The sequence below is a fragment of the Aquimarina mycalae genome, from assembly GCF_029906345.1.
GTDB lineage: Bacteria > Bacteroidota > Bacteroidia > Flavobacteriales > Flavobacteriaceae > Aquimarina.
The window spans coordinates 228,031-254,042 of the sequence record NZ_JARYGY010000003.1 but is presented as its reverse complement, the minus strand read 5'-3'; the positions used below and the strand labels follow the sequence as shown (position 1 = coordinate 254,042).

Sequence of the window (26,012 nt, the reverse complement as noted above, 5' to 3'; positions counted from 1 at the left end):
GTATTGCTCTTATTTAGTGCAATACGTGCTGTTGATGTTACTTCGATTATCTTGGCTTCAATACTGCAAAAGGTATAATCATTTCTTCTAGAGAAACACCTCCATGTTGATATGTGTTTCTATAATAACTTACATAATGATTATAGTTATTAGGATAAGCAAAGAAATAATCTCCTTTAGCAAATATAAAAGAACTACTCATGTTTATAGAAGGAAGATGAATAGACTTTGGATTGGTAGCTGCCAGTACTTCTCGGTTTTCATACGTTAAACTTTTACCTGTTTTATAACGCAAGTTTAAACTTGTGTTCTTATCACCAATTACTTTTGACGGGTTTTTTACATTAATTGTTCCGTGATCTGTCGTAATTAATAGTTTAAAGCCCATTTGTTGAGCTTGTTGTATCATTTCTAACAAAGGAGAGTTTTTAAACCAACTCTGAGTTAATGATCTGTATGATTTGTCATTAGAAGCTAATTCTTTGATTACTTCCATTTCTGTTTTGCTATGAGATAGCATATCTACAAAATTATAAACTACTACAGTTAGGTCATTATCCTTTAATCCTTTAAAATTTGCCGCAAGTGTTTTACCAGATCTTTCATTCGTTATTTTGTAATATTCATGCTTAATGTCTAGACCTAATCGTTGTAATTGAGCGGTGAGAAACTCATTTTCATTCATATTCTTACCACCTTCGTCTGTATCGTCCAACCAAAGATCAGGATGTCTTTTTTTCATATCTGCAGGCATAAGCCCAGAGAAAATAGCATTACGTGCATATTGTGTTGCCGTTGGTAGGATACTGCAATACGATAGTTCTTCTTCTTTTTTGTAATAATTGTTTACAATAGGCTCAAAGGCTTTCCATTGATCGTACCTTAGATTATCTATTACAATAAATAGGGTAGGTTGCTCTTTACTAATTTCAGGAACTACTTTTTCTTTAAATAATGTATGAGACATAATTGGTGCGTCTTCATCTCCATTAAACCAATCTGGATAATTTTTGTCAATATATTTACAAAATTGAGAATTTGCTTCTACTTTTTGAGATTCCAGAATTTCGAACATACCTGAATCTTCAATGTCTTCCAACTGTATTTCCCAATACACTAATTTTTGATATAAATCTACCCATTCTTCATAAGAATTTACCATAGCCATATCCATTGCTATTTTTCTAAATTCTTGCTGATAATTGGAAGTTGTTTTTTCTGAAATCAATCTAGAATGATCCAGATTCTTCTTAAGGCTTAGTAAAATTTGATTTGGATTAACAGGCTTTATTAGGTAATCGGCAATTTTACTCCCGATAGCCTCTTCCATAATATACTCTTCCTCACTTTTGGTGATCATAACTACAGGAAGACTATCATTTTTTTCTTTAATCTCTGATAAAGTTTCAATACCCGAAAGTCCTGGCATGTTCTCATCAAGAAAAACAATATCAAAATTCTTTTCTTCTAATGTTTCTAAAGCTTCTGTACCACTTTGGCATTTAGTAACTTCATAATTTTTCTTTTCTAGAAATAATATGTGTGGTTTTAATAAATCAATTTCATCGTCCACCCAAAGTATTTTTATACTGCTCATCGTGCGCTATTTTTTTATCTATTATTAAGATGCCTATGTTTAATATTGTTTAAATGCAATATATAGCATTTAATTTTTAGTTGTAAGTTAAAGTCAAATAACAATATCTATTTAATTGACTCTTCTTTCTTTTAATAATTACAATTTTAATTATAAAATAAACGTGTTATTTGATAATTCGTATTCCTTAATTCGTAATTCTGAATCCATACATATATATTTGTTTATAAAAGTAGAGTAAACTTGAAAAAAAGAAATAAGCTTAAAATATTAAACGATCCAATTTACGGTTTTATTACCATACCCAATGAACTAATTTTTGATCTTATTGAGCATAGATATTTTCAAAGACTACGAAGAATATCTCAGATGGGACTTTCTTATTTAGTTTATCCAGGCGCACATCATACTAGATTTCATCATGCGCTGGGATGTATGCACTTGATGCAAAATGCTATACGAGTGCTTCGTTTTAAAGGAGTTAGTGTTTCTTTAGAAGAAGAAGATGCATTGTGTATTGCCATTTTGTTGCATGATATTGGTCACGGACCTTTTTCTCATGCTATGGAACATAGCATTGTAAATGAAGTAAGTCATGAGTCCATATCGCTTATGTTTATGGAGAAGATTAATGAAGAATTTAACGGTAGTTTAACGCTTGCGATTCAAATTTTCAAGGGCGAGTATCATCGTAACTTCCTTCATCAGTTAATTTCTGGACAATTGGATATGGATCGGTTAGATTACTTGAAAAGAGATAGTTTTTATACTGGTGTAGCAGAAGGAAATATAAATAGTGAACGTTTGATTACCATGCTTAACGTTGTTAATGATGAGTTGGTAATTGAAGAGAAAGGAATCTATTCTGTAGAAAAATTTTTATTAGCAAGACGTCTTATGTATTGGCAGGTATACTTGCATAAAACGAGTCTGGTTGCAGAAAATCTATTAATTAGAGTGCTTAAAAGAGCTAAAGAATTAGTAGAACAAGGATTTGAATTGCAAGCAAGCAAAGCGTTGAAGTTCTTTTTAGAAAATAAGATTTCAGCAGATAATTTTACAGAAGATGTGTTGAATACGTTTTCTAATTTGGATGATTACGATATCGTATCGGCCATGAAAGATTGGGCAACATCAGAAGATTTTGTATTACGTAACCTTTGCTCTATGATTATTAATAGAGATTTGTTACGAATAAAGATAAAGAAGAAAGTTTTTAGCACAGATAAAATAAATAAGCATATTGATGAATTTAAACAGAAATATGATATTTCTGATCAAGAGGCAAGCTATTTTGTTTTTACTGGGACCATTTCTAATCAAGCATATCACCAAAATAAACAGAATATAAACATTTTGTATAAATCGAGGAAAATAGTTGATATTGTGAGTGCTACGGATCAATTCAATTTGAAGGCGTTGTCAAAACCAGTAACTAAATATTTTATATGTTATCCAAAGCATAAAGATTAACACATTTTTTATACTTTTGTTGCTAATGATTTTTACAGCCACACAGATTGCAGGTATTTTGAATGGTGAAATCGAAGGAGATGAAACCGTAGAAGTATCAAAACTAGCAAAGATAGAAGAAGGAACTAAAGGTTCACTAACATTCTTGTCTAATCCCAAATATACTCCATATATCTATTCTACTGATGCATCCATTACTATTGTGGATAAAAAGTTTGAAGCTGAGTCTGATATTAAGACAACACTGATAAGGGTTGATGATGCGTATAAAGCATTCTCTCAGTTATTGGATTATTACAATATGGTTAAGATGAATAAAACGGGTATAGAACAACCAAGTTTTATTTCTGACACAGCCAAATATGGAGAAAATATGTACTTAGGTGCATTTTCTTATTTAGGCGATAATGTAAGTATTGGTAGAAATGCAAAGATTTACCCGAATGTTTATATAGGGGATAATGTAACAATAGGAGATGATGTTGTAGTTTTTGCAGGAGCCAAAATATATTCTGAATCCATTATTGGGGATAATTGTGTTATTCATAGTGGCGCCATTGTCGGTGCAGATGGATTTGGTTTTACCCCTAATGAAAAAGGAGAATATAGTAAAGTACCACAAACAGGAAATGTTATTATAGAATCCAATGTAGATGTTGGAGCTGGAACTACCATCGATAGAGCAACTTTAGGATCTACAGTGATTCGTAAAGGAGTGAAGCTGGATAATCAGATTCAGATAGCACATAATGTAGAAATAGGAGAACATACAGCAATTGCGGCACAAACTGGTATAGCAGGATCAACCAAAATAGGAAAACATTGTTTGATTGGTGGACAAGTTGGTATTGCAGGGCACCTTGTTATTGGTAATGGAGTAAGAATCCAGGCGCAATCTGGTATAGGAAGGAATATAAAAGATGGAGAAGCGATTCAAGGTTCTCCAGCACTAGGATATTCAGATTATAACAAATCTTACGTACATTTTAAAAATTTACCCAAAATTGTAGATAGAGTATACAAACTTGAGAAAAAGATAAATGACAATGAGTAATGCCGTTGCAAATAAACAAAGGACCATACAAAAAGAAGTTGAACTCAAAGGAGTAGGACTTCATACAGGAAAAGAAGTTATTTTAACTTTTAAACCAGCTCCAGAGAATCATGGATATGCTTTTTGTCGTGTGGATTTAGAAGGAAGCCCAATTATTGAGGCAGATGCTAATTATGTGGTGAATACACAGAGAGGTACCAATCTAGAAAAGAATGGTGTTAGTATTCAAACTTCAGAACATGTACTTGCTGCTTGTGTAGGTCTAGAAATAGATAACCTTTTAATAGAACTTAATGCTTCAGAACCACCAATTATGGATGGTTCTAGTAAGTTTTTTATACAAGCCTTAGAAGAAGCAGGAATTGTAGAACAAGAAGTAGAAAGAGACGAATATATCGTAAAAGATGTGATTTCTTATACTGATGAGGAGTCTGGAAGCGAAATTATAGTAATGCCATCTGATGAGTATCAGGTAACTACTATGGTAGATTTTGGTACCAAGGTATTAGGAACGCAAAATGCATCTTTAAAACATCTTTCAGAGTTTAAAGAAGAAATTGCCGATGCTAGAACTTTTAGTTTCTTACATGAACTAGAAATGCTATTAGAGCACGGTTTAATTAAAGGAGGAGACTTAAACAATGCTATCGTATATGTAGATAAGGAGTTAAGTCCTGGTACAATGGAAAAGTTAAAGGTAGCCTTTGGTAAAGAATCTATAGCTATAAAACCTAATGGAATATTAGATAACCTTACACTTCATTATCCTAATGAAGCAGCACGACATAAATTGTTGGACGTAATAGGAGATCTTGCCCTTATCGGTACGCGAATTAGAGGGAAAATTATTGCAAATAAACCTGGGCATTATGTAAATACCCAGTTTGCAAAAAAACTTTCTAAAATTATAAAAATTGAAAAACGAAATAAGGTTCCGCAATTTGATTTAAATAAAGAGCCTTTAATGGATATTAATAAAATCATGACTATGCTTCCGCATAGACCACCGTTTTTATTGATTGATAGGATTTTAGAAATGTCTGACAGTCATGTAGTTGGAATGAAAAATGTGACCATGAATGAGCCATTTTTTGTGGGACACTTTCCAGGTGCTCCTGTAATGCCTGGAGTAATGCAGGTAGAAGCAATGGCACAGACAGGAGGTATTTTAGCATTAAGTACAGTACCAGATCCAGAAAACTATTTGACCTATTTTATGAAAATAGATAAGGTGAAATTTAAACAACAAGTGCTGCCTGGGGATACACTAATATTTAAATTAGAGCTACTTACACCTATAAGAAGAGGGATTTGTCATATGCAGGCTTTCGCGTATGCTAATGGAAAATTAGTTACCGAAGCAGAACTTATGGCGCAAATTGTAAAATCAAAATAATTATTTAGAATACCATATAATACTATATTGTATCTAGAAATATCAAAATAAAATCAATGAATCAGCCTTTAGCATACGTTCATCCTGGCGCAAAGATCGCAAAAAATGTAGTTATAGAACCCTTTACTACGATTCATAATAATGTAGTCATTGGAGAAGGAACCTGGATAGGTTCTAATGTTACTATTATGGAAGGTGCTCGTATTGGTAAAAATTGCAGTATTTTTCCTGGAGCAGTTATATCTGCAGTTCCGCAGGATAAAAAGTTTAATGATGAAGATACTACTACCGAAATAGGTGATAACACAACAATTCGTGAATGTGTTACCATAAATAGAGGTACTACCGATAGAATGAAAACTAAAATAGGTAAGAATTGCTGGATAATGGCATATTGCCATATTGCTCATGATTGTATTGTGGGTGACCACTGTATATTTTCTAATAACAGTACATTAGCAGGTCATATTAATGTTGGTGATTATGTAGTTTTGGCTGGTATGGCAGCGGTACAACAGTTTTGTAGTATCGGTAATCATGCTTTTGTTACAGGAGGTTCTTTAGTGCGTAAAGATGTACCACCATATGCTAAAGCAGCTCGTGAACCTCTTTCATATGTAGGTATTAATTCAATTGGATTACGAAGAAGAGGTTTTAGTACTGAAAAAATAAGAGAGATACAGTCAATTTATAGAATATTATACCAAAGTAATTATAATAACTCTCAGGCTGTGGCAATTATAGAAGCAGAAATGGAAGCTACTCCAGAACGAGATGAAGTTTTAGAATTTATTAAAAATTCTCAAAGAGGTATAATGAAAGGATATTTCTCTAATTAATAGTAATAGAGAATTATACGAATAGGAATAAGTAATAAAAACAACAATGGCAAGTACAAGTGATATTAGAAATGGATTGTGTATTAAGTACAATCACGATATATATAAGATTATAGAGTTTTTACATGTAAAACCAGGAAAAGGTCCTGCTTTTGTGCGTACAAAATTAAAAAGTGTTACTACAGGGAAAGTGATTGATAATACATTTTCTGCAGGTCATAAAATTGATGATGTAAGAGTAGAGACGCATAAATTTCAGTTTTTGTATGCAGAAGGTGATACACATCATTTTATGAATACAGAAGATTATAATCAAATAACTTTAGAGAAATCTACATTAGACGCTCCAGAATTATTAAAAGAAGGAGAGGTTGTTACAGTGATCATAAACTCTGAGGATCAGATGCCACTTTCTGTAGAAATGCCAGCTAGTGTAATTCTTGAAGTAACTTCGACAGAGCCTGGAGTAAAGGGAAATACAGCTACAAATGCAACAAAACCTGCAGTGGTAGAAACAGGAGCAGAGGTAATGGTTCCACTTTTTATTAACGAAGGTGATAAAATCAAAGTGGAAACTGAAAAGGGTACATATAAAGAACGTATTAAAGAATAATTCAGAAGTAAATTTTCTGAATTTTTAAATAATGAAATTTCCTCAAAAACACACCTTAAAGCAAATAGCTACAATAATATCTTCCGAATTTATTGGTAGTCCTGATTTTCCTGTCTTAGGAATGAACGAAATTCATGTGGTTACTCCTGGAGATATTGTCTTCGTTGATCATCCAAAATATTATGATAAAGCCTTAGAAAGTGAAGCTACTGTAATATTGATCAATAAAAAAGTTGATTGTCCTGAAGGAAAAGCACTGCTGATTTCTGATGACCCTTTCAGAGATTTCAATACCCTTACTACATATTTTAAACCCTTTGAAAAGGCAACGGTTAGAATATCGGAAACTGCCAAAATTGGAAAAAACACGATAATTCAACCAGGTACTTTTGTAGGTAATAATGTGGTAATTGGAGATAACTGTTTGATTCATGCAAATGTGAGTATATATGATAATGCCATTATAGGAAATAATGTTACTATACATGCGGGAACAGTGCTAGGAGGAGATGCTTTTTATTATAAAAAACGCCCAGAAGGATTTGATAAGTTGATTTCTGGAGGTAGAGTAGTGATAGAAGATCACGTAGACTTAGGATCATTATGTACGATTGATAGAGGTGTTACAGGAGATACTACAATAAAAGAAGGTACTAAAATAGATAACCAAGTACATGTTGGACATGACACCGTAATTGGAAAAAAATGTTTAATAGCTTCGCAAGTGGGAATTGCGGGTTGTGTTGTTATAGAAGATGAAGTTACTTTATGGGGACAAGTAGGAGTAACTAGTGGGATTACTATAGGAACCAAAGCAGTTATCTCCGCACAATCTGGAATAAGTAAATCTCTTGAAGGAAATAAAAGCTATTTTGGAACTCCTGCAGATGATTTTAGAAAAAAGTATAAAGAAATTGCCGCGATCCGGCAAATCCCTGAAATAATTGAAAAATTAAAGAATAATGAGTAAAACAGCAAAAGACGTCGTTAAATCCTTCTATCAAACGGATTTAATACATAATATAGAAGCCTTTTCTGATTATTTACATCCTGAAGTAGAACTAAATTGGAATAGTAGTTTTGGGTTTAACAAAAAGAGTTTTCAAGACATCAAGAGCATGTTTAAAGAAATGTCTAGCTCTTTTGAAACCTTTAGATGTGAAATTAGCCATCTTTTAGAAGAAGGTGATATGGTTACCATTAGATATACATATATAGCAAAAACAATAGAAAGACCTGATAAGGAAGAAGCTATTGCACATTTTATAGCTATATGGGAGCTAAAAGATGATAAACTATATAGAGGATACCAGATTAGTCAACAAGGAGATAATACTCCCGAAAACTTAAAATCGTTTCTTTCTAAATAAGAGATTTAATAATCAAAATATATGCTGAACTCTCAAAAACACGTGTTCTTGGTACAATGAAAATAGTAAAAAACAAAAAATAATATTTTTTTGTTTTTTCATTTTAACTATAGTATTCAAAACCGTACTTTTGGGACTGCAAAAAAATATAAAAATCATAACGCAATGAGTGTTCTAGTAAATAAGGATTCTAAAATTATAGTACAAGGGTTTACAGGTAGCGAAGGTACTTTTCATGCTGGTCAGATGATCGAGTATGGTACCAATGTTGTTGGAGGTGTAACTCCTGGTAAAGGTGGACAAACTCACCTTGATAAACCAGTTTTTAATACTGTAGAAGATGCTGTTAAAGAAGTAGGAGCTGATACTACTATTATTTTTGTTCCACCGGCATTTGCAGCAGATGCAATCATGGAAGCTGCTGATGCAGGAATTAAAGTTATTATTACAATTACTGAAGGTATTCCTGTTGCTGATATGATTAAAGCATCCGATTATATAAAAAATAAAGGTTGCCGTTTGATTGGACCTAATTGCCCAGGTGTAATTACTCCTGGAGAAGCAAAAGTTGGTATTATGCCAGGTTTTGTATTTAAAAAAGGGAATGTAGGTATTGTTTCTAAATCAGGTACCCTAACATATGAAGCAGCAGATCAAGTTGTAAAACAAGGGTTAGGAATCACTACTGCAATTGGAATTGGTGGAGATCCAATAATCGGAACCACTACAAAAGAAGCAGTTGAATTATTAATCAATGATCCAGAAACAAGTTGTGTAGTAATGATTGGTGAGATCGGTGGACAGTTAGAAGCAGATGCAGCAAGATGGATTAAAGAAAGTGGAACATCTAAACCAGTTGTTGGATTTATTGCTGGAGAGACTGCTCCTGCTGGACGTACTATGGGACATGCTGGTGCAATTGTTGGTGGTAGTGAAGATACTGCTGAAGCAAAGAAAGCAATTATGAGAGAATGTGGAATTCACGTAGTAGATTCTCCTGCAGAAATAGGTAAAAAAGTAGCCGAAGTATTAGGCTAATATTGAATTAGAGATCTTTTAAAATAGAGATAACTAATTTTAATAAATTAAAAAATCCATGACTTGTTCATGGATTTTTTAGTTTATAATTGTTCCAAAAGCTCTGATGCTTCTTTGGATTTATAATTGCTAGGAGATTTTGCGATTTGCATAAGTAAATCTTTAGCATCCTTAATTTTATTTTGTTTAAGAAGTAATAACGCTTTAAACCAAATACCTTTTGGAGCATCTATAAACTTGCTGTTAATTAGTTTGTTAAAGGTGTTTTCGGCTTGGTCAAATTGATTCAATTCCATTTGCGAAATTCCTGTATACAAATAAACGATTGCTTTATTTTGTTGAACACTATCAATATCATTAGTTAAGATATCTAAAGCCTGATCATATTGCTTTGCTTCAAAAAGTTTTTGAGCATTTATCAAAACTGTTTGATCCGTCGAACCACGATCTATCAGCGATGGAAGTTCTGAATGATTAATATAGCTTGCATATAATTCCTCTGATGATAGATTGTTAGAAGTTGAAAATATAGTAACTCCAATTAGTAACAGGATCGCAGCAATACCAGAATATAACAACCAAGATCTTGGTTGTTTAATTTGCTTTTTCTGATAATCCGAATTAACTGTTTTTAGTGTATTTTTTAACTCTTGAGTAGTTGCATCTTTTAGCAATTCTTCATATTCTTTTACTTCGGGTAGTGAATGGTTGCTGCCAATACTCCAATCCGTATGATTTAAATTAAGATGTAGTTGCTTCTCAAAATTTACTTTTTCCTTAAAATCAGGATTTTCTTCGATTTTCGACAATACTTCATTTCTTTCTTGTTCAGAAAGCTTACCATTGAGGAAATTTTGAATTAATATGTCTTCTTCTATATTCATAATGTTTTGAGCGGATTATAACGATGATCATCTTTGATGTATTCAGATAATCTTGCTTTACATTTAAAAACACGCTGTCTTGCCACAGTTTCCGAATTGTATCCCATTTTTTTTACAATTTCACCATATGAGATATTATTAAAAAACATGGTTAATACTTTTTTACAGTTTTCTGAGATTAGATCTAGCTTTTCTGTAAAGAGTTCCCATCTCTCTTGCTCTAAAATGCTTAATGCCATATCTCGCTCTTCAGGGACTAGTTCTATAATTTCTGTATTTGTTACCCTGTTTTTAGATTTTTTTAATTCTTTACGCCATAAATTTTTGCAAGCGGTGAATAAATAAGCTTCAAAACTGGTATTGATTTCAAACTTTTCTTTTCGGTATCTAACGGTGATTTGTATCAAAGCTTTTTGAAAAATATCCTCTGCATCTTGCTGAATACCTTTATTTTGTATTACAAATTTCCTAACTCTAGGAAAGACTAAAGAATATATTTTCATGATACCTTTGGTATCATTATTCAATAAGCTAGTCAAGTGTTGCGTTTTTTCCGTCATTAAATGATTGTAAATCCGTAGCAAAAATAATTTTTTTATATTCGCCTGGGTAACAAAAAGTACATTTTGGTAACCAATAAGGTGAAATTAAATTAATTTAAAGAAGTAAGATAATGAATAGACAGTTTTTTGTAAATAAAGTTACAATTATTTGTACAATGTTTTTTATGGTTGGTTGTAGTACTGACCCAGTTACCAATGATGTTGTAGCTAATGAGGTTACAATAGAAAAGAATAGATCTTTAATAGAAGATGATAAAACAATTGAAATCTTGATTGTATATGCAAAAGGAACCGATGAAAGAACTAAAGAAAGGATACGACAACAGTATATAGATATTAGACTGTTATTGAATGTAGAACAATGTGAGTTTGAAGATGTCGAAACATGGATTTTTGATTTGATAAAGTATAACAAAGGAAAGCCTAAACGAAATCCACAATCCGATAATGAACCAGTAACCAAAGCTTATTTTGATAATAACTGTGAGGATTATAAAGGAAATTAGTGTTGAGATATATTAGAAGACTGTTAATCTGTTTACTATTCTTTTGTTATTGGCAATCTGTCAATGCTCAAGACGATGCGTATGAATACTATCTGTCATTGTTTGATAATGATACTATGAGTATGCCTGAAATAGGAAAAATAGTCGACAGTCTAATAATTAAATATCATAAAAATGATGAGCCATCTAAAATAATACAGATGGCTCATCATTTTTCTATACAGTATTATATAAGTAATAACTATCAACAAGCTATTAAATACTCAAAACAAGAAATAGCGATATATGAAGAACTAGGAATAACAAATAATAAATATGCTGGAGCATTGTATAATCTGGCACTTTTTTATTCTAATGAAGGATTCTATGAAGAATCGTTTGTCAATCATAAAAAAGTAATTAATATAAATGAGGATGAGTTTAGTACTGCAAAATCTTTTTGCGAAATAGGGCAGTATTATAGATATCTTGGAGATTTTTTTAAGTCTAAAGATTATTATACACGTGGTATTTTTTTATTAGAAAAATTAGATAGAAAACAACTTTTGGTAAGAAAATATATTGCTTTTTCCCAAGTTTTAAGCGAAATTGATACAGAAAACAGTTTGGATCTACAGTTTGAAATTTTAAATAAAACTAATAGACTTTTTAGTGAGGCGACCTCTTATTCTTTCTATGGATTACGGAACTATTTTCTAATGAATAACGGATATGCAAATTATTACAATACAGATTCCAGGTTTAATTTTGATAAGGCAAAAGAATATTATTTTAAAAACTTAAAAGAGGCGATTGAGGTCGAAGATTCTACAATAGTAAATGCTTCATATACTAATTTGGGTAATTTATACAAGGATTCTAAATTTGAAACTCAAAAGGATAGCGCGCTCTATTTTTTGAATAACTCCCTAAGGTATTGTGTTGATAATGATGAGAAAGCTGATGTTTTTCATAATATAAGTAATTATTATGTAATCAAGAAAGAGTATTTAAAAGCACTTAATAATATTCATAAAACACTAATGCTAAGTGCTGATTTGAATCAAAATATTGAAGTTTTACCAGAACTAAATGATTTAACAATCTCTGATAATCAATATAATATTTTATTAGCATTAATTCAGAAAGCTACCGTTCTTATAAAATTACATCAGAAAGAATATAACATTAAATATCTTGAATTGGCACTTGCTAATTTGTTATCAGCTGATAAATTAGTTGATATTTTAATAGATGTTAGTGAAGAAGATGGCTCTAAATTATATTGGAGAAAAGAAGCTTCAGAAATTTATCTAAAAGGAATTCTTGTTAGTGAAACTCTTAAGGATCAAGAAAATGCATTTTATTTTTCAGAAAAGAAGAAGGCATTACTTTTGATAGAAGATATTCTGGAGAATACAGATAAGTTACCATTGCCTGTCAAGATATTAGAACGAGATAGTAAGCTTAAAAAGAAAATTCTAGATTTAGAAAATGATATTGCAAATCAAAAACATATAGACAGTAGTAGGTTATTAGAAAACAAAAGATTTGATCTAAAACAAGAATACCAAAGATTAGAAGATTCTTTACAGATTTTGTTTCCAGATTATTTTAAGAATAAAGAAATCATAAGGATAGAAGATTTAAAGGATGTTCAGGAATCTTTGGATAAAAACAGTGTCATTATATCCTATGTAACAAATAAGGATCTAAATGATGATTCTTTTAATATGTTGTACGCTGTTATAATTTCTAATACCCAAACAGAAGTAATTAAAGTAGGCAATATAGATGCTATAGAAAAACTGATTGTCCGTTATAGGGAACAATTATCTAAACCATTTGAAACTGAAGAGGATAAGTTAAATTATAACGAAACTGCTTCCAGGTTATATACTTTATTGATACCTAAGGATAAAATTTCTATTCGTTTGGATCAAAAACATTTAGTTATAATTCCTGATGGTTCATTACAATACATCCCATTTGAATCTTTAATAATAGATAAAAAGACGAATCGATATTTGATAGAAAATAACGAAATAAGTTATGCGTATTCAATGTCCTTTTTGCAACATAATGCTAAAGTGGAGAGAAAACCTTCTCAGGATGTAGTTAGTTTTGCTCCAATAACCTTTACTCATAGTGATTTAGAGGATATTGCTAATAGTAACAAAGAAATAGAAGGTGTCACTCGTAGCGTTGTTGGAAATAATTTTAGTAAAAGTAATGCCTCAAAATTCAACTTCCTTAATAAAACAGATGATTATAACATAATTCATCTAGCAACACATGCTAATTTTACGGATAATCTACAGATAGCATTTCATGACACTAATCTGGAGTATCATGAGCTATATACATCCAAAAATCAAGCAGAATTAGTGGTGCTAAGTGCTTGTAATACCTCTTTAGGTGAAATTGCTAAAGGCGAAGGAGTAATGAGTTTAGCTAGAGGTTTCTTTTATGCAGGAGCGAATACCGTAATTTCTTCATTGTGGAATGCTAATGATAAATCCACAACGCAAATTATGGAAAGTTTCTACCGTAATTTAGCTAAAGGGCAGTCTAAATCCAAAGCTTTGCATAATGCCAAAATTAACTACCTAAAATCTTCTTCTTTATCAGATGCTTCACCTCATTATTGGGCAACATTTGTATTGATTGGTGATGCTGAAACTAAACTATTTCCGTCCAATTATACTTTTTATTGGATCATATTACCTCTTCTTTTAATACTGATTATCAGTGTTCTAATACTTTCTTTCAAAAAAAGATAATTTTTTCGGGTAACAAAATACTGATTATGGTCACAAGACAGCATAATTAGTAAAAGTTGTCTTTTAAGCAGTAGTAATACCTTCTGCAAAAGATAATATATAACAGTATGATTTACCTTAAAATATAACTATGAACAAGTTGTCATTACCAATTTCTGTCTTAGCATTAGCTTTCGGAATTTTCTCGTTTTTTCATTTCCAATCTTCTTCAGAGCAAGTGTATGTGGATGTTAATAAGTTATTAGATGGATATAATAGAACAAAAATAGTTCGAGCAGCTTTTGAAGAAAAAGCAAAAACGCTGAATGCCAATGTGGATAGTTTAATGACCGATTGGCAAAACGAAATTAAAACCTATGAAAAAGAACGTTCTAAACTATCTAAAAAAGAATTAGAATTTAAACAGCAATTATTAGCAAACAAACAACAACAGATTAATAATTACCAACAAGCTATTCAAAAACAAATCCAAGAAGAGGATAAAAAATCTACACAAACAGTGATTAATGATATTAATGACTATGTAAAAGAATACGGAAATAAAAATGGATACAAGATCATTTTTGGGGCGAGTGGTGCTGGAAATGTCATGTATGCTTCAGAAGAATCAGATTTAACAGAAGATGTTTTACAAGGTTTAAATACAGATTTTGATGGGAAATAAAAAGGGAATCATCATTTATGTTAAATCAGTGGTATTACTATTTCTCGGAGTGTTTTTATATGGTTGCAATAGTGAAACCTTTACTACAGAAAAAGAACTATTAGATTATATAATGATTGAAGAAAATGGATTTACTCAAAGTAAAACGGTTAATGGCTATGATTTTCAGCTGACCTATAAACCCACGGATCTTTTGGTAGAGCAAGAAATAGGAAATCTTATTACAGATGCTAAAGTCAAAATATTAAGAGAGAAATATAACAAACACCTATATTTTATTTTAAGCATGAGTAAAAATAACCAGGAGTTACTTAATGAAAGAGCTGGAGATAGAAACGAGTTTGGAGTTATGGTTAATCAACTAGCATTTGGGATGAATGAAAAAGTGCATTTATATACACAAAGTAAAGATACAATTGCGCTGGTAGATTTCGTATACCCACGTATGTACGGAATGAGTAGGAGTACAAGCATACTATTTATCTACCCTAAAGAAGAGAATAAATTAAAAGAAGAAACTTTAAGTTTTACGATAGAAGATTTAGGATTATACACGGGAGAAGTCAAGTTTAAAATTGACACCAATATTATAAAAAATGAACCACAATTATCATTTAAAAATTAGGTTAATGGGAATATTACAGAAGTTTAATAAAATAGTATTTACAGTTATTGTATTAATTAGTACGATCAACATGTATGGACAAGGTCCAAACGCTCCAGAGGCAGGTGCGTTTGAACCTATTGATGCTATGGATATGATTGATTTAGTTAGCGGAGATATTAGTTATGTTGTACCTCTTTTGAATATACCTTCGCCAGAAGGAGGTTACCCAATAGCACTCTCATATCACGGAGGAATAGGATATGATCAAGAAGCTTCATGGATAGGTTTAGGTTGGAATATTAATCCTGGATCTATAAATAGAAATGTAATGGGCTATCCTGATGATTGGAAACACGCAAAAATAAGAGAAACAGAGTTTTTTAAATATACATCACAAAGTATTACTTCTTCTGGAGGTTGGGGAGCTTGGGATTTTTCTGTTGGTTATTCAGCAGATTCTAATAAAACAATGAAAGGAGAAACTTCAGTAGGAGTTTCGTCTCAAAGCTCTAGTGCCTCTGCGAGGTTAGGCGCAAGTTATGGGAATGACTCAGGGTTAAATGGTTCTATTGGTTTAGGTTATGGTAAAGGAAGAGTTGGAATAGGCGTTCAATTAGGAACAGATGGACTTGTTAGTGCAGGTATTCGTGGATCATTTGCTAAAGGAACGGCTGCTGATGATTTTGGAAGTGGTAGTATTGGTATATCGTTTAGTTCAAGGAGAGGGAAATCAAATGTTAGTGTTGGTTTTAGTATGGGAGGTCAATCACATTCAGTAAGCTCATCACGCCAAGGAACAATGAAAAGTCATTCGTATGGATTGTCCGCTTATTATGCAGGGTTCAAAGGTTCGCTAGGCTACAGTAAAACTACAATGACAATTAATAAAAAATCGAATAATTTTGTCTACGGTCCTTTATATTATTCAGAAATGACATATATAAATGGAGCAGATGGAAGCTATGGGAATGAAATAGCTAATGAGCAAAATAGAGATATTTTTATGGACTCATATAGTCAAAAATTACCTCAATTAGAAAAAGATTTTGTAGCATTCGAGGATATATATGATAAACAAAAAAATGATTTCACCTATGCAGCTTATGATAATTATGTAGTAAATGCACAAGGTTTATCAGGTTCAATTAAACCTTTTTTGCTAGAAAGTGGAATGATAGTAAATGAAGGTCATGATATTGAGTATAGTTTTGAACCAACAGGAGGTCAAACAAATGGTTGGTGGGATTGTTATGGAGTTCCAAACCTTTCTCCTGAGGCATTGGGGACACCATATAGAAGTGATAGGATTTTGGTGAATTCTCATTATCCAAGTTCTTCATATAAATTCAAAAAACAATTTGGAACGAGTAGTGCAAATTCTGGAGGGATTAATTTTTATTTTGAAAATCAATTTCCAGCGAATTTAAACATATCTCCTCAAGAAATAAATACATCAAATTATGCATCAAACTTAGAGAGCTATATATCTAGTAGCTATAATGCTATAAATACCAGAAGTCAATCGGGGAATTTTGTTGAAACTTTTACGAATGCCCAAATAGAAGTGTTGAAATCTCAAAATAATTTTTTGGAGGCTAAAGGATATGATAGAACCCAAGATGAAGGTTTTAGAGATCATGGTATAGGCGGATATAGAATTACTACAGCTGATGGTAAAACATATCATTATTCCAGACCAGTGTATCATTTTGAAGAATTTTATAGACAACTATACCCAAAAAACATTAATAATTCGGAAGTGTATGATGAATATGGTGAAGATAATGGATGTTTTCTTTGTGCTGATAATGGAGAATACTATCATGAAAAAAGAAAAGAAGAGCCTTATGCAACTCATTGGTATCTAACATCAATTACAGGTCCAGATTATGTGAAAAAGGATGTTAATAGAAGTTATCCTGATGAAGGTGATTACGGATATTGGGTGAGGTTTGATTACGGAAAATGGACAGATGGATATGTATGGAGAAATCCATATGATGGCTATATAGATCTATCAATAACTAAGGATAAAACGGCAAAAGAATACAGTTGGGGGAGGAAACAGTTAGTTTATTTGGATAAAATCGTTACTAGAACTCATACTGCCTTATTTGTTAAATCAATTAGAAAAGATAATAAAGGTAAAAATGTAGGAGGTGATCCTAGAGGGTTTCCTAGTCATGAAAATGATAAAACAGTAAATTATGTTACTCAAAAGCCATTAAAGCTTAATGAAATAATTCTACTTAGTAATGAATATTATGATGAGAATTATTTAAATGAAAGTAGTCAACATACTTCTATTGCAACAGAAGGAACCCATTATGTGAATTGGACTAGTATGGCTGACAAAAATTATTCTATTAACCAACAGAGTAAAATACTTGATACAGGTGATTTCTTAGTCAATTCTGCTACCCAAAAATATCAGATATACGAAAAAGCGGAGAAAATTATAAAATTTGACCATTCTTATGAACTCGCTCAACAATCATTAAATTCTACTTCTAATTTTGTAAACGATCAAGGAGAACGAGGTAGATTAACATTAAATGAGGTAAAGACATTAGGAAGAAATGGGTATGATTATATGCCTGGATATAAGTTTGATTACATAGGTAAAGATGTAAACTATTCTCAATGTTTGAAAGTAGAAGGTTGTGAGAAGGATCCATGGGGTTTTAATGGAAATAACCCTTCATTATGGGCATTAAATCAAATTACAGCTCCTACCGGAGGAAAAATACAAATAGAATATGAAGAAGATGAGTATTGGACAGAAGCATTTTCTAGAAGATACTGGACGAATGGATTAGAATTTAAAATATTCAAAGATGGAGGATCATTACTTTTAGAAATTAAAAAAGATCATTGGAACGATGCTAGTTTAGATGATATTAATTTTACCGATTATTTTGACCCTAATGAGCAAGTGTATTTAGATTATTGGTTCTGTACGCATGATGAAGATTGGAAAGTATTCGAAGGATGTGTTACTAATGTTTTTAGAGTTAATATCCCTCCACAAGGCTATATTCCACATTTAGTAGAAACTAATCGTTTGGTTTTTAAATTTAACTATTGGGATGTAGTAGGTGATGATAGTGGTAAGGATCAGGTTTTATCAAGAGCTTTTGCCAAACATCATGATTATTTTTCAGGGACAATTGAATATCATGCTAAAGATAGAGGGCAATGTCATGATGAAAGTGGTTGTGGAGGAGATAGTTGGAATGTAGTTTATAATCTACTAGCAAATAGAGTGCCTGGTTCTGGAACTGGAGGAGGAATAAGAGTTGCTTCCTTAGCATCTATAGACGAGAATAACAATATCTATAAAACAAAATATGATTATAATCATCCAATAAAAAATAGGACATCAGGAATTACTTCGTATGCACCTATTAGATCAGAAAAATATGTAGCGTATCAATCAGAGTTACCTGCTCCAAGAGTTACCTACGAATATGTTACAGCATCAGATGTTGATATTAATGATAGAGTAATAAGTAGTAGGCAATACCATTTTAATGTTCTAACACCTGCTCTAAATATTTTTGATGAGAATATGGAAATTGATAACATATTTAAAGCTTCAGTCGTCAATAATGCAGGAAATAATTCTAGTTACATTGATTCTGGTAGAAAAACCATATCCAACCAAATTTTACTCAAAGATAATACAGCCTCTATTGGTAATACACTAGAAACAACTGTTTTTAATGAAGAAGGACATATAATGAGTAAGCAGTTAAATGAATATTTAAATTTAGAAGAGCTAGAATATAGTACCATGGAAAAACCAGGAGTACTTCAAGAATCGTTTTTTAATATGAAATCGGTTTACAATTATTATAAGAATACGATTCATGGTAGTTCGCATACACCTATATATGAAACAAGTGTTGAATGTGTTGAAAGCGAAGGAAGAGTTCTTAGAAAAAGATTAATTAATTCTTCTTCTAAAATAATATACCCTGTAGTTCATAAAAGGTCGATACAAATTCAAAATGGGATTAAGCAAACTGAAGAATATAGCAATATAGACCCAAAAACAGGAGGCTTTCTTACTGTGAAATCGCAATTAGCAGATGGTTCATTCATAAAAACAGAACAAGTACCAGCCTATACCAAATATCCAGAAATGGGTTCTAAAGTAGATGATCCAACTAATAAACATATGTTAACTCAGGAAACAATGAATTTGAGTTATTGGTCTTATAATGGATCTGGATCTTCAGCGGCTTGGAAAACGCTCAATGCCAATATAACAACTTGGAATAATTCCTGGAACTATATCGATTATAAAGGAAATGAAACACAGTTAAATGATGTATGGCGTAAGCACAAGTCTTTTGTATGGAAAGATGATATTGATGAAACTACTGGTGCTTATGTTACAAATGTTAATAAATACAACAACTATTTCGATTGGGCAATAGGAACTCCTACAGATCAAAAATGGAATAATGTGTCAGAAACAACACGTTATACACATTGGTCTTCACCTTTGGAAAACAAAGATATCAACGGCAATTATGTATCCTCTAAAATGGCAAAAAATAACACTTTAGTAGTTACCAGTGGTAATGCTAGTTATACAGAATTATATGCTTCTGGAGCAGAATACAATATTGATGGTGAGTATCTAGATCAAGGTATTGAAGGAGCAAACTTAAGAGATGAAAGTGATGCACATACAGGACAGTTTTCTTTAAGAATAGGAGCAGGCGATAAAGGCTTTAAAACCAGAATGCGATCTGATGAATACGCTAAAGATAATTATAAGATTTCTGTTTGGGCTAATTCTCTTAGAGCAGCAACCATGATGAGGCTCAATATTAATGGAAAATTAATAGCGTTTAACGGAGAAATCGTACAAGCTGGAAGATGGTATCAATTTAATCATTATGAGTTTTTGGATGGCTCGGATAACACACTGTATTTGACGCTTTCAGAGCAATATAAAGGAGTTCAAATAAATATAGATGATTTTAGGATACATCCAGTATATGCTAGTGTTAACACCTATGTGTATGATCAATATACAGATGAATTAACATATATATTGGATGCTAATAATATGGCAGTAAAATATGAATACGATAATGCTGGTAGGTTAAGTAAACAGTATAAAGAAGTAAAAACAGATATGCCAGGAACTAATGGTGGTTTCAAGTTAATTAATCAATATAAATACAATTATAATGATAGTAACTAAAATTATAATAGGATCAATAACCTCTTAGGGATAACCATTACAATCTCTCAAAATACAAAATTAACAATGTTGTGAAAATAGATATCAGTAATCTAGAAGCGAATGCTTGCAACATTTTATAATAAAAACAATAAAAAAATGATTCCATGAAACTTAAATTCTTTTTTATATATAGCTGCCTTTTTTGTGTAAATATGTTGTTTGCACAAGAGGCACCTCCTAGTCCAACGGATAACTCCAATTGGATAAGTAGTATTAGTTATGATATTTCTGGACAGACTTTACATAAAAGCGTTGGTTTTTTTAATAACCTAGGAAAAGCAACTCAAAACCAAACATGGGATGTTATCTCTGGAAAAGTCTGGGGCAATGAAGTGCTCTATGATTTTCATGGTAGGACATCTTTTAGTACACTAACAGCACCACTAAACAGTACAGGATTATTCACGTATGATTCCAATTTTTTGAAAGAAAATTCTGGAAATTATGATGTGTTAGATTTTGACCAAGGTAGTTTTATAGAAAACCCTAAAATAGTAAGTACCTCTAGTAAATTAGGAGCATATTATACTAACAATACTACAAATGAATATCAGGATAATACAAGCTATCCCTTTAGCAGAACTATCCATAGCAAACTCAATCCTGGCGCTGTAAAAAAAGTTGTAGGAGCAAATAAAATCGAAGGTGATTGGCTCCAAACTTATGTATTTAGCATGCCAGCAGGGCAAGAACTCTCTAAATCGAGAGCATTTAATAATCCTAATTACGAGGATATAATTACCACAAAAACCGTTAGTAGAGATGCACATGGAATTGAAAATGTTGTTTTTACAGATAATGATGGCAATGTATTGGCTTCAGCAAGAAGTGGGAACGAAGAAGGAATCAATAACTATACAACTAACAATAGAATTATAATAAAAGACCAAGGTTGGGTAGATTTTCATGTACCACAAGGATGTCAAAATATAGCATTATTGGACACGAGCATTAGTACGAACACAACAACTACAACAACCTCTGGAGGAGGATCAGGTGGTAGCTCTGATTGTTTTTCTAATGCAGATGGAACCATAAACTTGGATGATGATATTAATGATTGCATTGGTGCTCGAATTCAAGAGTATGAATCAAAAAATGTAAATTCTAAAAAGAGTATAAAAGACAAAAAAGAAGAATTTGCAGATAGTTTTGAACGTATTGAAATCTCATATGATAATCTACCAGAAGGTCTTTATTATAGAGTATATGATCTAATTACTGAAGAGGTAATCATGCAAGTCAATCCAGGAGTATATACAGCTACTAACGGATTTTATAGAGCAGAATTAAGATATGGTATTACACATACGTTTCCTGCACCTTGGAGTGGAACTTATCATGTATCCTATAGTTTAGATGATAATCCTAGTTTATTTGATCTAGAAAATAGAGAATATGGGGTAAGTCATTGCCAAAACTATTATGATTATGCATTGAATTATTATGATAAAACGGGACGATTAACAAAATCTACACAGCCTAAAAGTTCTAATCTTAAAAGTGAATTCTCATACAATTCATTAGGACAGTTATTGGAGACTAAAAGTCCAGATGAAGGTGAAGCTAAGTTTATTTATAGAAAAGATGGTCAAATACGTTTTTCTCAGAACATAAAGCAAGATTCGAATGATGAATTTTCATATACTAATTATGATAGATTAGGAAGACCTATCGAAAGTGGGGTATATAAGTCTGATGATATTGAGTTTTATTTAGCACCAGAAACTCCTGTAGATCCTGTCACTCCAGATCCTCCAACAATATCTACAATTACCTTAGCTTTTTCAGAATATATTCAGGTGATAAGCGGTCAACAAAGTTTATCTGCAACCTACAAAAAAGTGTTGGCTCCAGATGGATGGAATGCAGGATTTCATTCGGTAGAAACAATTGATGAAAACGGAAATCTATCATTCAAACCCCAAATAGGGCAAGTTCAATTAGGGGATTATGATGTAGTAATAGGATTATCACCAATAGACGCAGCTTTAGACCTAGGTTATCAAACGATTAAACATGGAATTAATTTAAAAAACGTAGGAGGTGTAAGTGCAATTCAGATTTATGAAAATGGAGATTTTGTAAGTGATGGAAACAACCAGATTATAAGTTTTGGAACCTTTACCCCATTGGATTCTTTTATGGTAGAAAGAGAAGATGGAACAGTGACATATAAAAAAAATGGAACTGTTTTTTATACCAGTACAGGCAATTCTTCTGGACCTCTATCAGTAGATGCTTCTTTTAACTATAATAATAATGCGATTAATGCAGTCTTTATTACAGAAACTCCTGCATTACCTCCAGTACCTATTGGGATAGATATACAGACATTGGTGGATGTGCAAGATGGATTAGATGATAGAAACTGTTTCGAACAGCATTTTACGTTGTATGATATGCCAGACAAATCTTTAGCTGATTATTTAAATAAATGTGGTTTATCCGAAAAAGAATACAAGCAAACCTTTTTATCAGGAAATGTATCAAAAACCCAAACAAAATCTCCAGAAACAACGACAACTTGGTACAGTTATGATGTATACGGAAGAGTAACATGGATTATACAACATATACCAGGTTTAGATTGTTTGAAAACAATAGATTATACCTATGATGCTATTACAGGTCAAGTAATACAAGTGGATTATCAAAGACATAGCAAAGATGAACGATTTATTCACAACTATGAGTATAATGTAGGTGGACAATTGATACGAGTTGCTACATCGATTAATAATGAGAATTTTGAAGAGCAGGCAAAGTATTTTTATAATGAGACAGGACAGTTAATTAGAAAAGAATTAGCTGAAAATTTACAAGGTGTAGATTACGTATATAATCTTAACGGACAACTTAAAGCTATAAATCACCCTTCATTACAAACTAAAAATGATCCTGGACAGGATGGTGCCAATGGTTTTATTGCAGATGTTTTTGGTATGACACTACAGTATTATAGAAACGATTATACAAGAACAAATACACCAACACCTATTGCCCAAGTAAATGCATCTAGTCCAAACCAGTTTAATGGCAATATACAAGCGATACAGTGGCAAAATCAAACAGGACAACCAAGTACCTATTCATATAGTTATAATAAAAACAATTGGCTAACTAATGCAAACTATAGAAACGAGAATGCGGGCAATGCTGAAGATTATCAGGTAAGTAACATTACCTATGATGCTAATGGTAATATAAAAACATTAAAACGTAATGGTTTTACCGATGCCAATGGTACAAATGCGATGGATGAATTTACATATCATTACGGTAGCATTAATAACCAATTAAACCAGGTAGAAGATACAAATGACAATACCAATATAAACCGATATAACGATTTGAAAAATCAATCACCAGATAATTATATCTATAATAGCATAGGGCAATTGGTGATTAATAAACAAGATAAAGTATTATATGCCTACAATGCTGCAGGATTGGTAACTAAAATTAGTGAGTTAAGTACTACAAGTACCAATAATTATCATACGCTTTCTTTTGAAGATTTTAATACAGCTGGTAGACATAGTAATTGGATGGTATCTGAAGGATTGAGACATGTTTCCATTGCTAACCAATCTGATCAGGAAGATGTTTTTACAGGGTTACTACCACAAATTATAAATGGAGAACCAATTTCTCATGAAGAAGTCAATATACCGCCATATTGCGTAGATTTTGATAACAGCGACCCATATCAAGGTAGACTACAATTTAATTTTTACAACAAAGTACAGCCCAATAATACCTATACGATTAAAACAGACTTTAAAACGGTAGCAAATGCGCATCATAAATTAGAGTTTGATGTATTATTATTCCAAAAGCAATTATTGGGATCTGTCTTTAATGATGGAATCATATCAGATCAAGTTATTGATATGAATGCAGGCGCTACAATTACACTACAACAAGAAGATGGATCTATTATTGAAACTATAGTAATAAACCCACAGGATCATACCCATGGTTATTGCGATCGAATTGTAGATCATATTAATTTTGATTTTCTGGCTACAGGAGTGAAGGTGTATGTAACCATAGATATTACAAATGATGGAGAAATCCCTAATGGTTTCGGGATAGTAAATGCCTTTAATAAATTATATCAGAGTGCCGAGATAGATAATGTACACTTACAAGTAGCCAATAAAGAAAAAGTTGCGTTTTACTATAATGATCGAGGACAACGTGTACGTAAGGAATCATTTATAGGCAGTGAATTACTACAAACGATCTATGTAAGAGATGTAGCTGGTAATCCAATGGCGATTTATTATAGACCAGGACGTTCACAGATGAAACTAGAAGAACATCCAGTATATGGTGCCGGTAGGATAGGTGTCTTTAAGAGAGATAACGGATCCCGTTCTGGTGGTAACTATGTATACCAACTAGCAGATCATTTAGGGAATGTAAGAGCTGTGGTGATGAAAGATGGTGACAATGCGTTGTCTTTAGCTAGCAAGACAGATTACTATCCTTTTGGGATGCCAATGCCTAATAAAAATATAGAAGGCGATTATCGATATGGGTATCAAGGAGAATTTGCAGAGAAAGATCCAGAAACAGGAAAAGAAGCGTTTGAGTTACGTCTTTGGGATAGTCGTATTGGACGTTGGCTAACTACGGATCCAATGCAGGAGTTTGCAAGTCCATACCTCGGTATGGGTAATAATCCAATAAGACTTACTGATCCGAATGGAGGGCATACAGAAGATTATTATTTGAATTTAAAAACAGGTAAAGTAGAGTGGTATGAAGGGAGTCAAGATTTATCAAGTTTTGGTTTAATTAATGTTGGTGGAGATAACGCAAATATTGGAACTATAAATGACAATATTTCAGAACTTGGAATAAAGAAAACTGGAATAAATACATACGATACGCAAAAAGCATATAGTAAATTTGTTGTAGATATATTTAGAGGTTTGGCAAGTGAAATGTCCACCACATTTACAGGTTTTGATTTTGTAAACCTTGATAATCCTTGGAATTTACTGCATCTAAATAAGTTTTCAAAAGGTAAAAACTTACTAAATTTTTCAAAGAAGTTACCTATGGGTGTTCCTTCATTGAAAAAAGCCAAATTTGACTGGAAACATATTTTTGATTCTCATTCTGATTGGGGGAAAATAGCAAATCAAAGTAATAAAAAAACGATATTTGCAGGGCTAGATGAAAGTCAAATTAAAGATGTAGTTAAAAATGCATATTCTAATATTACAAAACACAGTCAAATGGTTCATGAAATAACTAAGACAAAAATGATAGGACAATACAAAAGTTGGACTGTTGAATTTATAGTGAATAGACAATCAAAAATAATTGAGACTGCATATCCTATTATTAAAAATTAAATTCT

The 26,012-nt window shown here is 32.0% G+C and carries 17 protein-coding genes; 14 read left to right on the top strand and 3 right to left on the bottom strand.

What is annotated here, in order from left to right; all coding sequences use genetic code 11:
- Positions 1 to 46 precede the first annotated feature (46 nt).
- Positions 47 to 1,597: a T9SS response regulator signal transducer PorX gene (porX, locus tag QBK95_RS08880; protein ID WP_280932747.1), complete on the bottom strand. Its 1,551-nt coding sequence runs from the start codon at positions 1,595 to 1,597 to the stop codon at positions 47 to 49.
- Between the two features lie 243 nt (positions 1,598 to 1,840).
- Here porX and QBK95_RS08875 point away from each other — a divergent pair, with 243 nt between their 5' ends.
- The 8 genes from QBK95_RS08875 (at position 1,841) to sucD (ending at position 9,380) form a co-directional block, all read left to right on the top strand.
- Positions 1,841 to 3,070, top strand: coding sequence for an HD domain-containing protein (locus QBK95_RS08875; RefSeq protein WP_280932744.1), 1,230 nt, complete (start codon positions 1,841 to 1,843; stop codon positions 3,068 to 3,070).
- Between the two features lie 25 nt (positions 3,071 to 3,095).
- Positions 3,096 to 4,124: a UDP-3-O-(3-hydroxymyristoyl)glucosamine N-acyltransferase gene (lpxD, locus tag QBK95_RS08870; protein ID WP_280932741.1), complete on the top strand. Its 1,029-nt coding sequence runs from the start codon at positions 3,096 to 3,098 to the stop codon at positions 4,122 to 4,124.
- Complete coding sequence (locus tag QBK95_RS08865) at positions 4,117 to 5,520, top strand: bifunctional UDP-3-O-[3-hydroxymyristoyl] N-acetylglucosamine deacetylase/3-hydroxyacyl-ACP dehydratase (protein ID WP_280932739.1); 1,404 nt, start codon at positions 4,117 to 4,119, stop codon at positions 5,518 to 5,520. Before lpxD ends, QBK95_RS08865 begins: the two co-directional genes overlap by 8 nt.
- 56 nt (positions 5,521 to 5,576) lie before the next feature.
- Positions 5,577 to 6,359: an acyl-ACP--UDP-N-acetylglucosamine O-acyltransferase gene (lpxA, locus tag QBK95_RS08860; RefSeq protein WP_280932736.1), complete on the top strand. Its 783-nt coding sequence runs from the start codon at positions 5,577 to 5,579 to the stop codon at positions 6,357 to 6,359.
- 46 nt (positions 6,360 to 6,405) lie between these two features.
- A complete protein-coding gene (gene efp / locus QBK95_RS08855; protein WP_280932734.1) occupies positions 6,406 to 6,972 on the top strand; it encodes an elongation factor P in 567 nt (188 codons plus the stop codon).
- A gap of 31 nt (positions 6,973 to 7,003) precedes the next feature.
- Positions 7,004 to 7,942 carry a UDP-3-O-(3-hydroxymyristoyl)glucosamine N-acyltransferase gene (locus QBK95_RS08850; protein WP_280932732.1) on the top strand — a complete coding sequence of 313 codons (939 nt, stop codon included), beginning with the start codon at positions 7,004 to 7,006 and terminating at the stop codon, positions 7,940 to 7,942.
- On the top strand, positions 7,935 to 8,342 hold the full coding sequence (locus QBK95_RS08845; RefSeq protein ID WP_280932730.1) for a nuclear transport factor 2 family protein: 408 nt from the start codon (positions 7,935 to 7,937) through the stop codon (positions 8,340 to 8,342). The genes QBK95_RS08850 and QBK95_RS08845 overlap by 8 nt, the downstream gene beginning before the upstream one ends.
- A 165-nt stretch (positions 8,343 to 8,507) precedes the next feature.
- On the top strand, positions 8,508 to 9,380 hold the full coding sequence (gene sucD, locus QBK95_RS08840) for a succinate--CoA ligase subunit alpha (RefSeq protein ID WP_280932728.1): 873 nt from the start codon (positions 8,508 to 8,510) through the stop codon (positions 9,378 to 9,380).
- A gap of 83 nt (positions 9,381 to 9,463) precedes the next feature.
- Here the strand turns inward: sucD and QBK95_RS08835 are convergent, their stop codons facing one another.
- Positions 9,464 to 10,264: a tetratricopeptide repeat protein gene (locus tag QBK95_RS08835; RefSeq protein ID WP_280932726.1), complete on the bottom strand. Its 801-nt coding sequence runs from the start codon at positions 10,262 to 10,264 to the stop codon at positions 9,464 to 9,466.
- Entirely contained in the window at positions 10,261 to 10,803 is a 543-nt protein-coding gene (locus QBK95_RS08830) for an RNA polymerase sigma factor (RefSeq protein ID WP_280932723.1), read from the bottom strand. Before QBK95_RS08830 ends, QBK95_RS08835 begins: the two co-directional genes overlap by 4 nt.
- Positions 10,804 to 10,937: 134 nt before the next feature.
- Here QBK95_RS08830 and QBK95_RS08825 point away from each other — a divergent pair, with 134 nt between their 5' ends.
- The 6 genes from QBK95_RS08825 (at position 10,938) to QBK95_RS08800 (ending at position 26,007) form a co-directional block, all read left to right on the top strand.
- A complete protein-coding gene (locus tag QBK95_RS08825; RefSeq protein ID WP_280932721.1) occupies positions 10,938 to 11,333 on the top strand; it encodes a hypothetical protein in 396 nt (131 codons plus the stop codon).
- Positions 11,333 to 14,095 carry a CHAT domain-containing protein gene (locus QBK95_RS08820; RefSeq protein WP_280932719.1) on the top strand — a complete coding sequence of 921 codons (2,763 nt, stop codon included), beginning with the start codon at positions 11,333 to 11,335 and terminating at the stop codon, positions 14,093 to 14,095. The genes QBK95_RS08825 and QBK95_RS08820 overlap by 1 nt, the downstream gene beginning before the upstream one ends.
- A gap of 130 nt (positions 14,096 to 14,225) precedes the next feature.
- The gene (locus QBK95_RS08815) at positions 14,226 to 14,759 is read left to right on the top strand and encodes an OmpH/Skp family outer membrane protein (RefSeq protein ID WP_280932717.1); all 534 of its coding nucleotides are present in this window, start codon (positions 14,226 to 14,228) and stop codon (positions 14,757 to 14,759) included.
- A complete protein-coding gene (locus QBK95_RS08810) occupies positions 14,749 to 15,384 on the top strand; it encodes a hypothetical protein (protein WP_280932715.1) in 636 nt (211 codons plus the stop codon). The genes QBK95_RS08815 and QBK95_RS08810 overlap by 11 nt, the downstream gene beginning before the upstream one ends.
- A 4-nt stretch (positions 15,385 to 15,388) precedes the next feature.
- Entirely contained in the window at positions 15,389 to 20,590 is a 5,202-nt protein-coding gene (locus tag QBK95_RS08805; RefSeq protein ID WP_280932713.1) for a hypothetical protein, read from the top strand.
- A gap of 146 nt (positions 20,591 to 20,736) precedes the next feature.
- Complete coding sequence (locus QBK95_RS08800; RefSeq protein WP_280932709.1) at positions 20,737 to 26,007, top strand: RHS repeat domain-containing protein; 5,271 nt, start codon at positions 20,737 to 20,739, stop codon at positions 26,005 to 26,007.
- Positions 26,008 to 26,012: the final 5 nt, after the last annotated feature.

Excerpts from the sequence above, each read along its gene's own strand:
- QBK95_RS08865 (WP_280932739.1), top strand. The coding sequence starts at position 4,117 with ATGAGTAATGCCGTTGCAAATAAACAAAGGACCATACAAAAAGAAGTT.
- porX (WP_280932747.1), bottom strand. The coding sequence starts at position 1,597 with ATGAGCAGTATAAAAATACTTTGGGTGGACGATGAAATTGATTTATTA.
- QBK95_RS08825 (WP_280932721.1), top strand. The coding sequence starts at position 10,938 with ATGAATAGACAGTTTTTTGTAAATAAAGTTACAATTATTTGTACAATG.
- QBK95_RS08810 (WP_280932715.1), top strand. The coding sequence starts at position 14,749 with ATGGGAAATAAAAAGGGAATCATCATTTATGTTAAATCAGTGGTATTA.
- lpxA (WP_280932736.1), top strand. The coding sequence starts at position 5,577 with ATGAATCAGCCTTTAGCATACGTTCATCCTGGCGCAAAGATCGCAAAA.
- sucD (WP_280932728.1), top strand. The coding sequence starts at position 8,508 with ATGAGTGTTCTAGTAAATAAGGATTCTAAAATTATAGTACAAGGGTTT.
- QBK95_RS08850 (WP_280932732.1), top strand. The coding sequence starts at position 7,004 with ATGAAATTTCCTCAAAAACACACCTTAAAGCAAATAGCTACAATAATA.
- efp (WP_280932734.1), top strand. The coding sequence starts at position 6,406 with ATGGCAAGTACAAGTGATATTAGAAATGGATTGTGTATTAAGTACAAT.
- QBK95_RS08845 (WP_280932730.1), top strand. The coding sequence starts at position 7,935 with ATGAGTAAAACAGCAAAAGACGTCGTTAAATCCTTCTATCAAACGGAT.
- lpxD (WP_280932741.1), top strand. The coding sequence starts at position 3,096 with ATGATTTTTACAGCCACACAGATTGCAGGTATTTTGAATGGTGAAATC.
- QBK95_RS08805 (WP_280932713.1), top strand. The coding sequence starts at position 15,389 with ATGGGAATATTACAGAAGTTTAATAAAATAGTATTTACAGTTATTGTA.
- QBK95_RS08800 (WP_280932709.1), top strand. The coding sequence starts at position 20,737 with ATGAAACTTAAATTCTTTTTTATATATAGCTGCCTTTTTTGTGTAAAT.
- QBK95_RS08835 (WP_280932726.1), bottom strand. The coding sequence starts at position 10,264 with ATGAATATAGAAGAAGACATATTAATTCAAAATTTCCTCAATGGTAAG.
- QBK95_RS08815 (WP_280932717.1), top strand. The coding sequence starts at position 14,226 with ATGAACAAGTTGTCATTACCAATTTCTGTCTTAGCATTAGCTTTCGGA.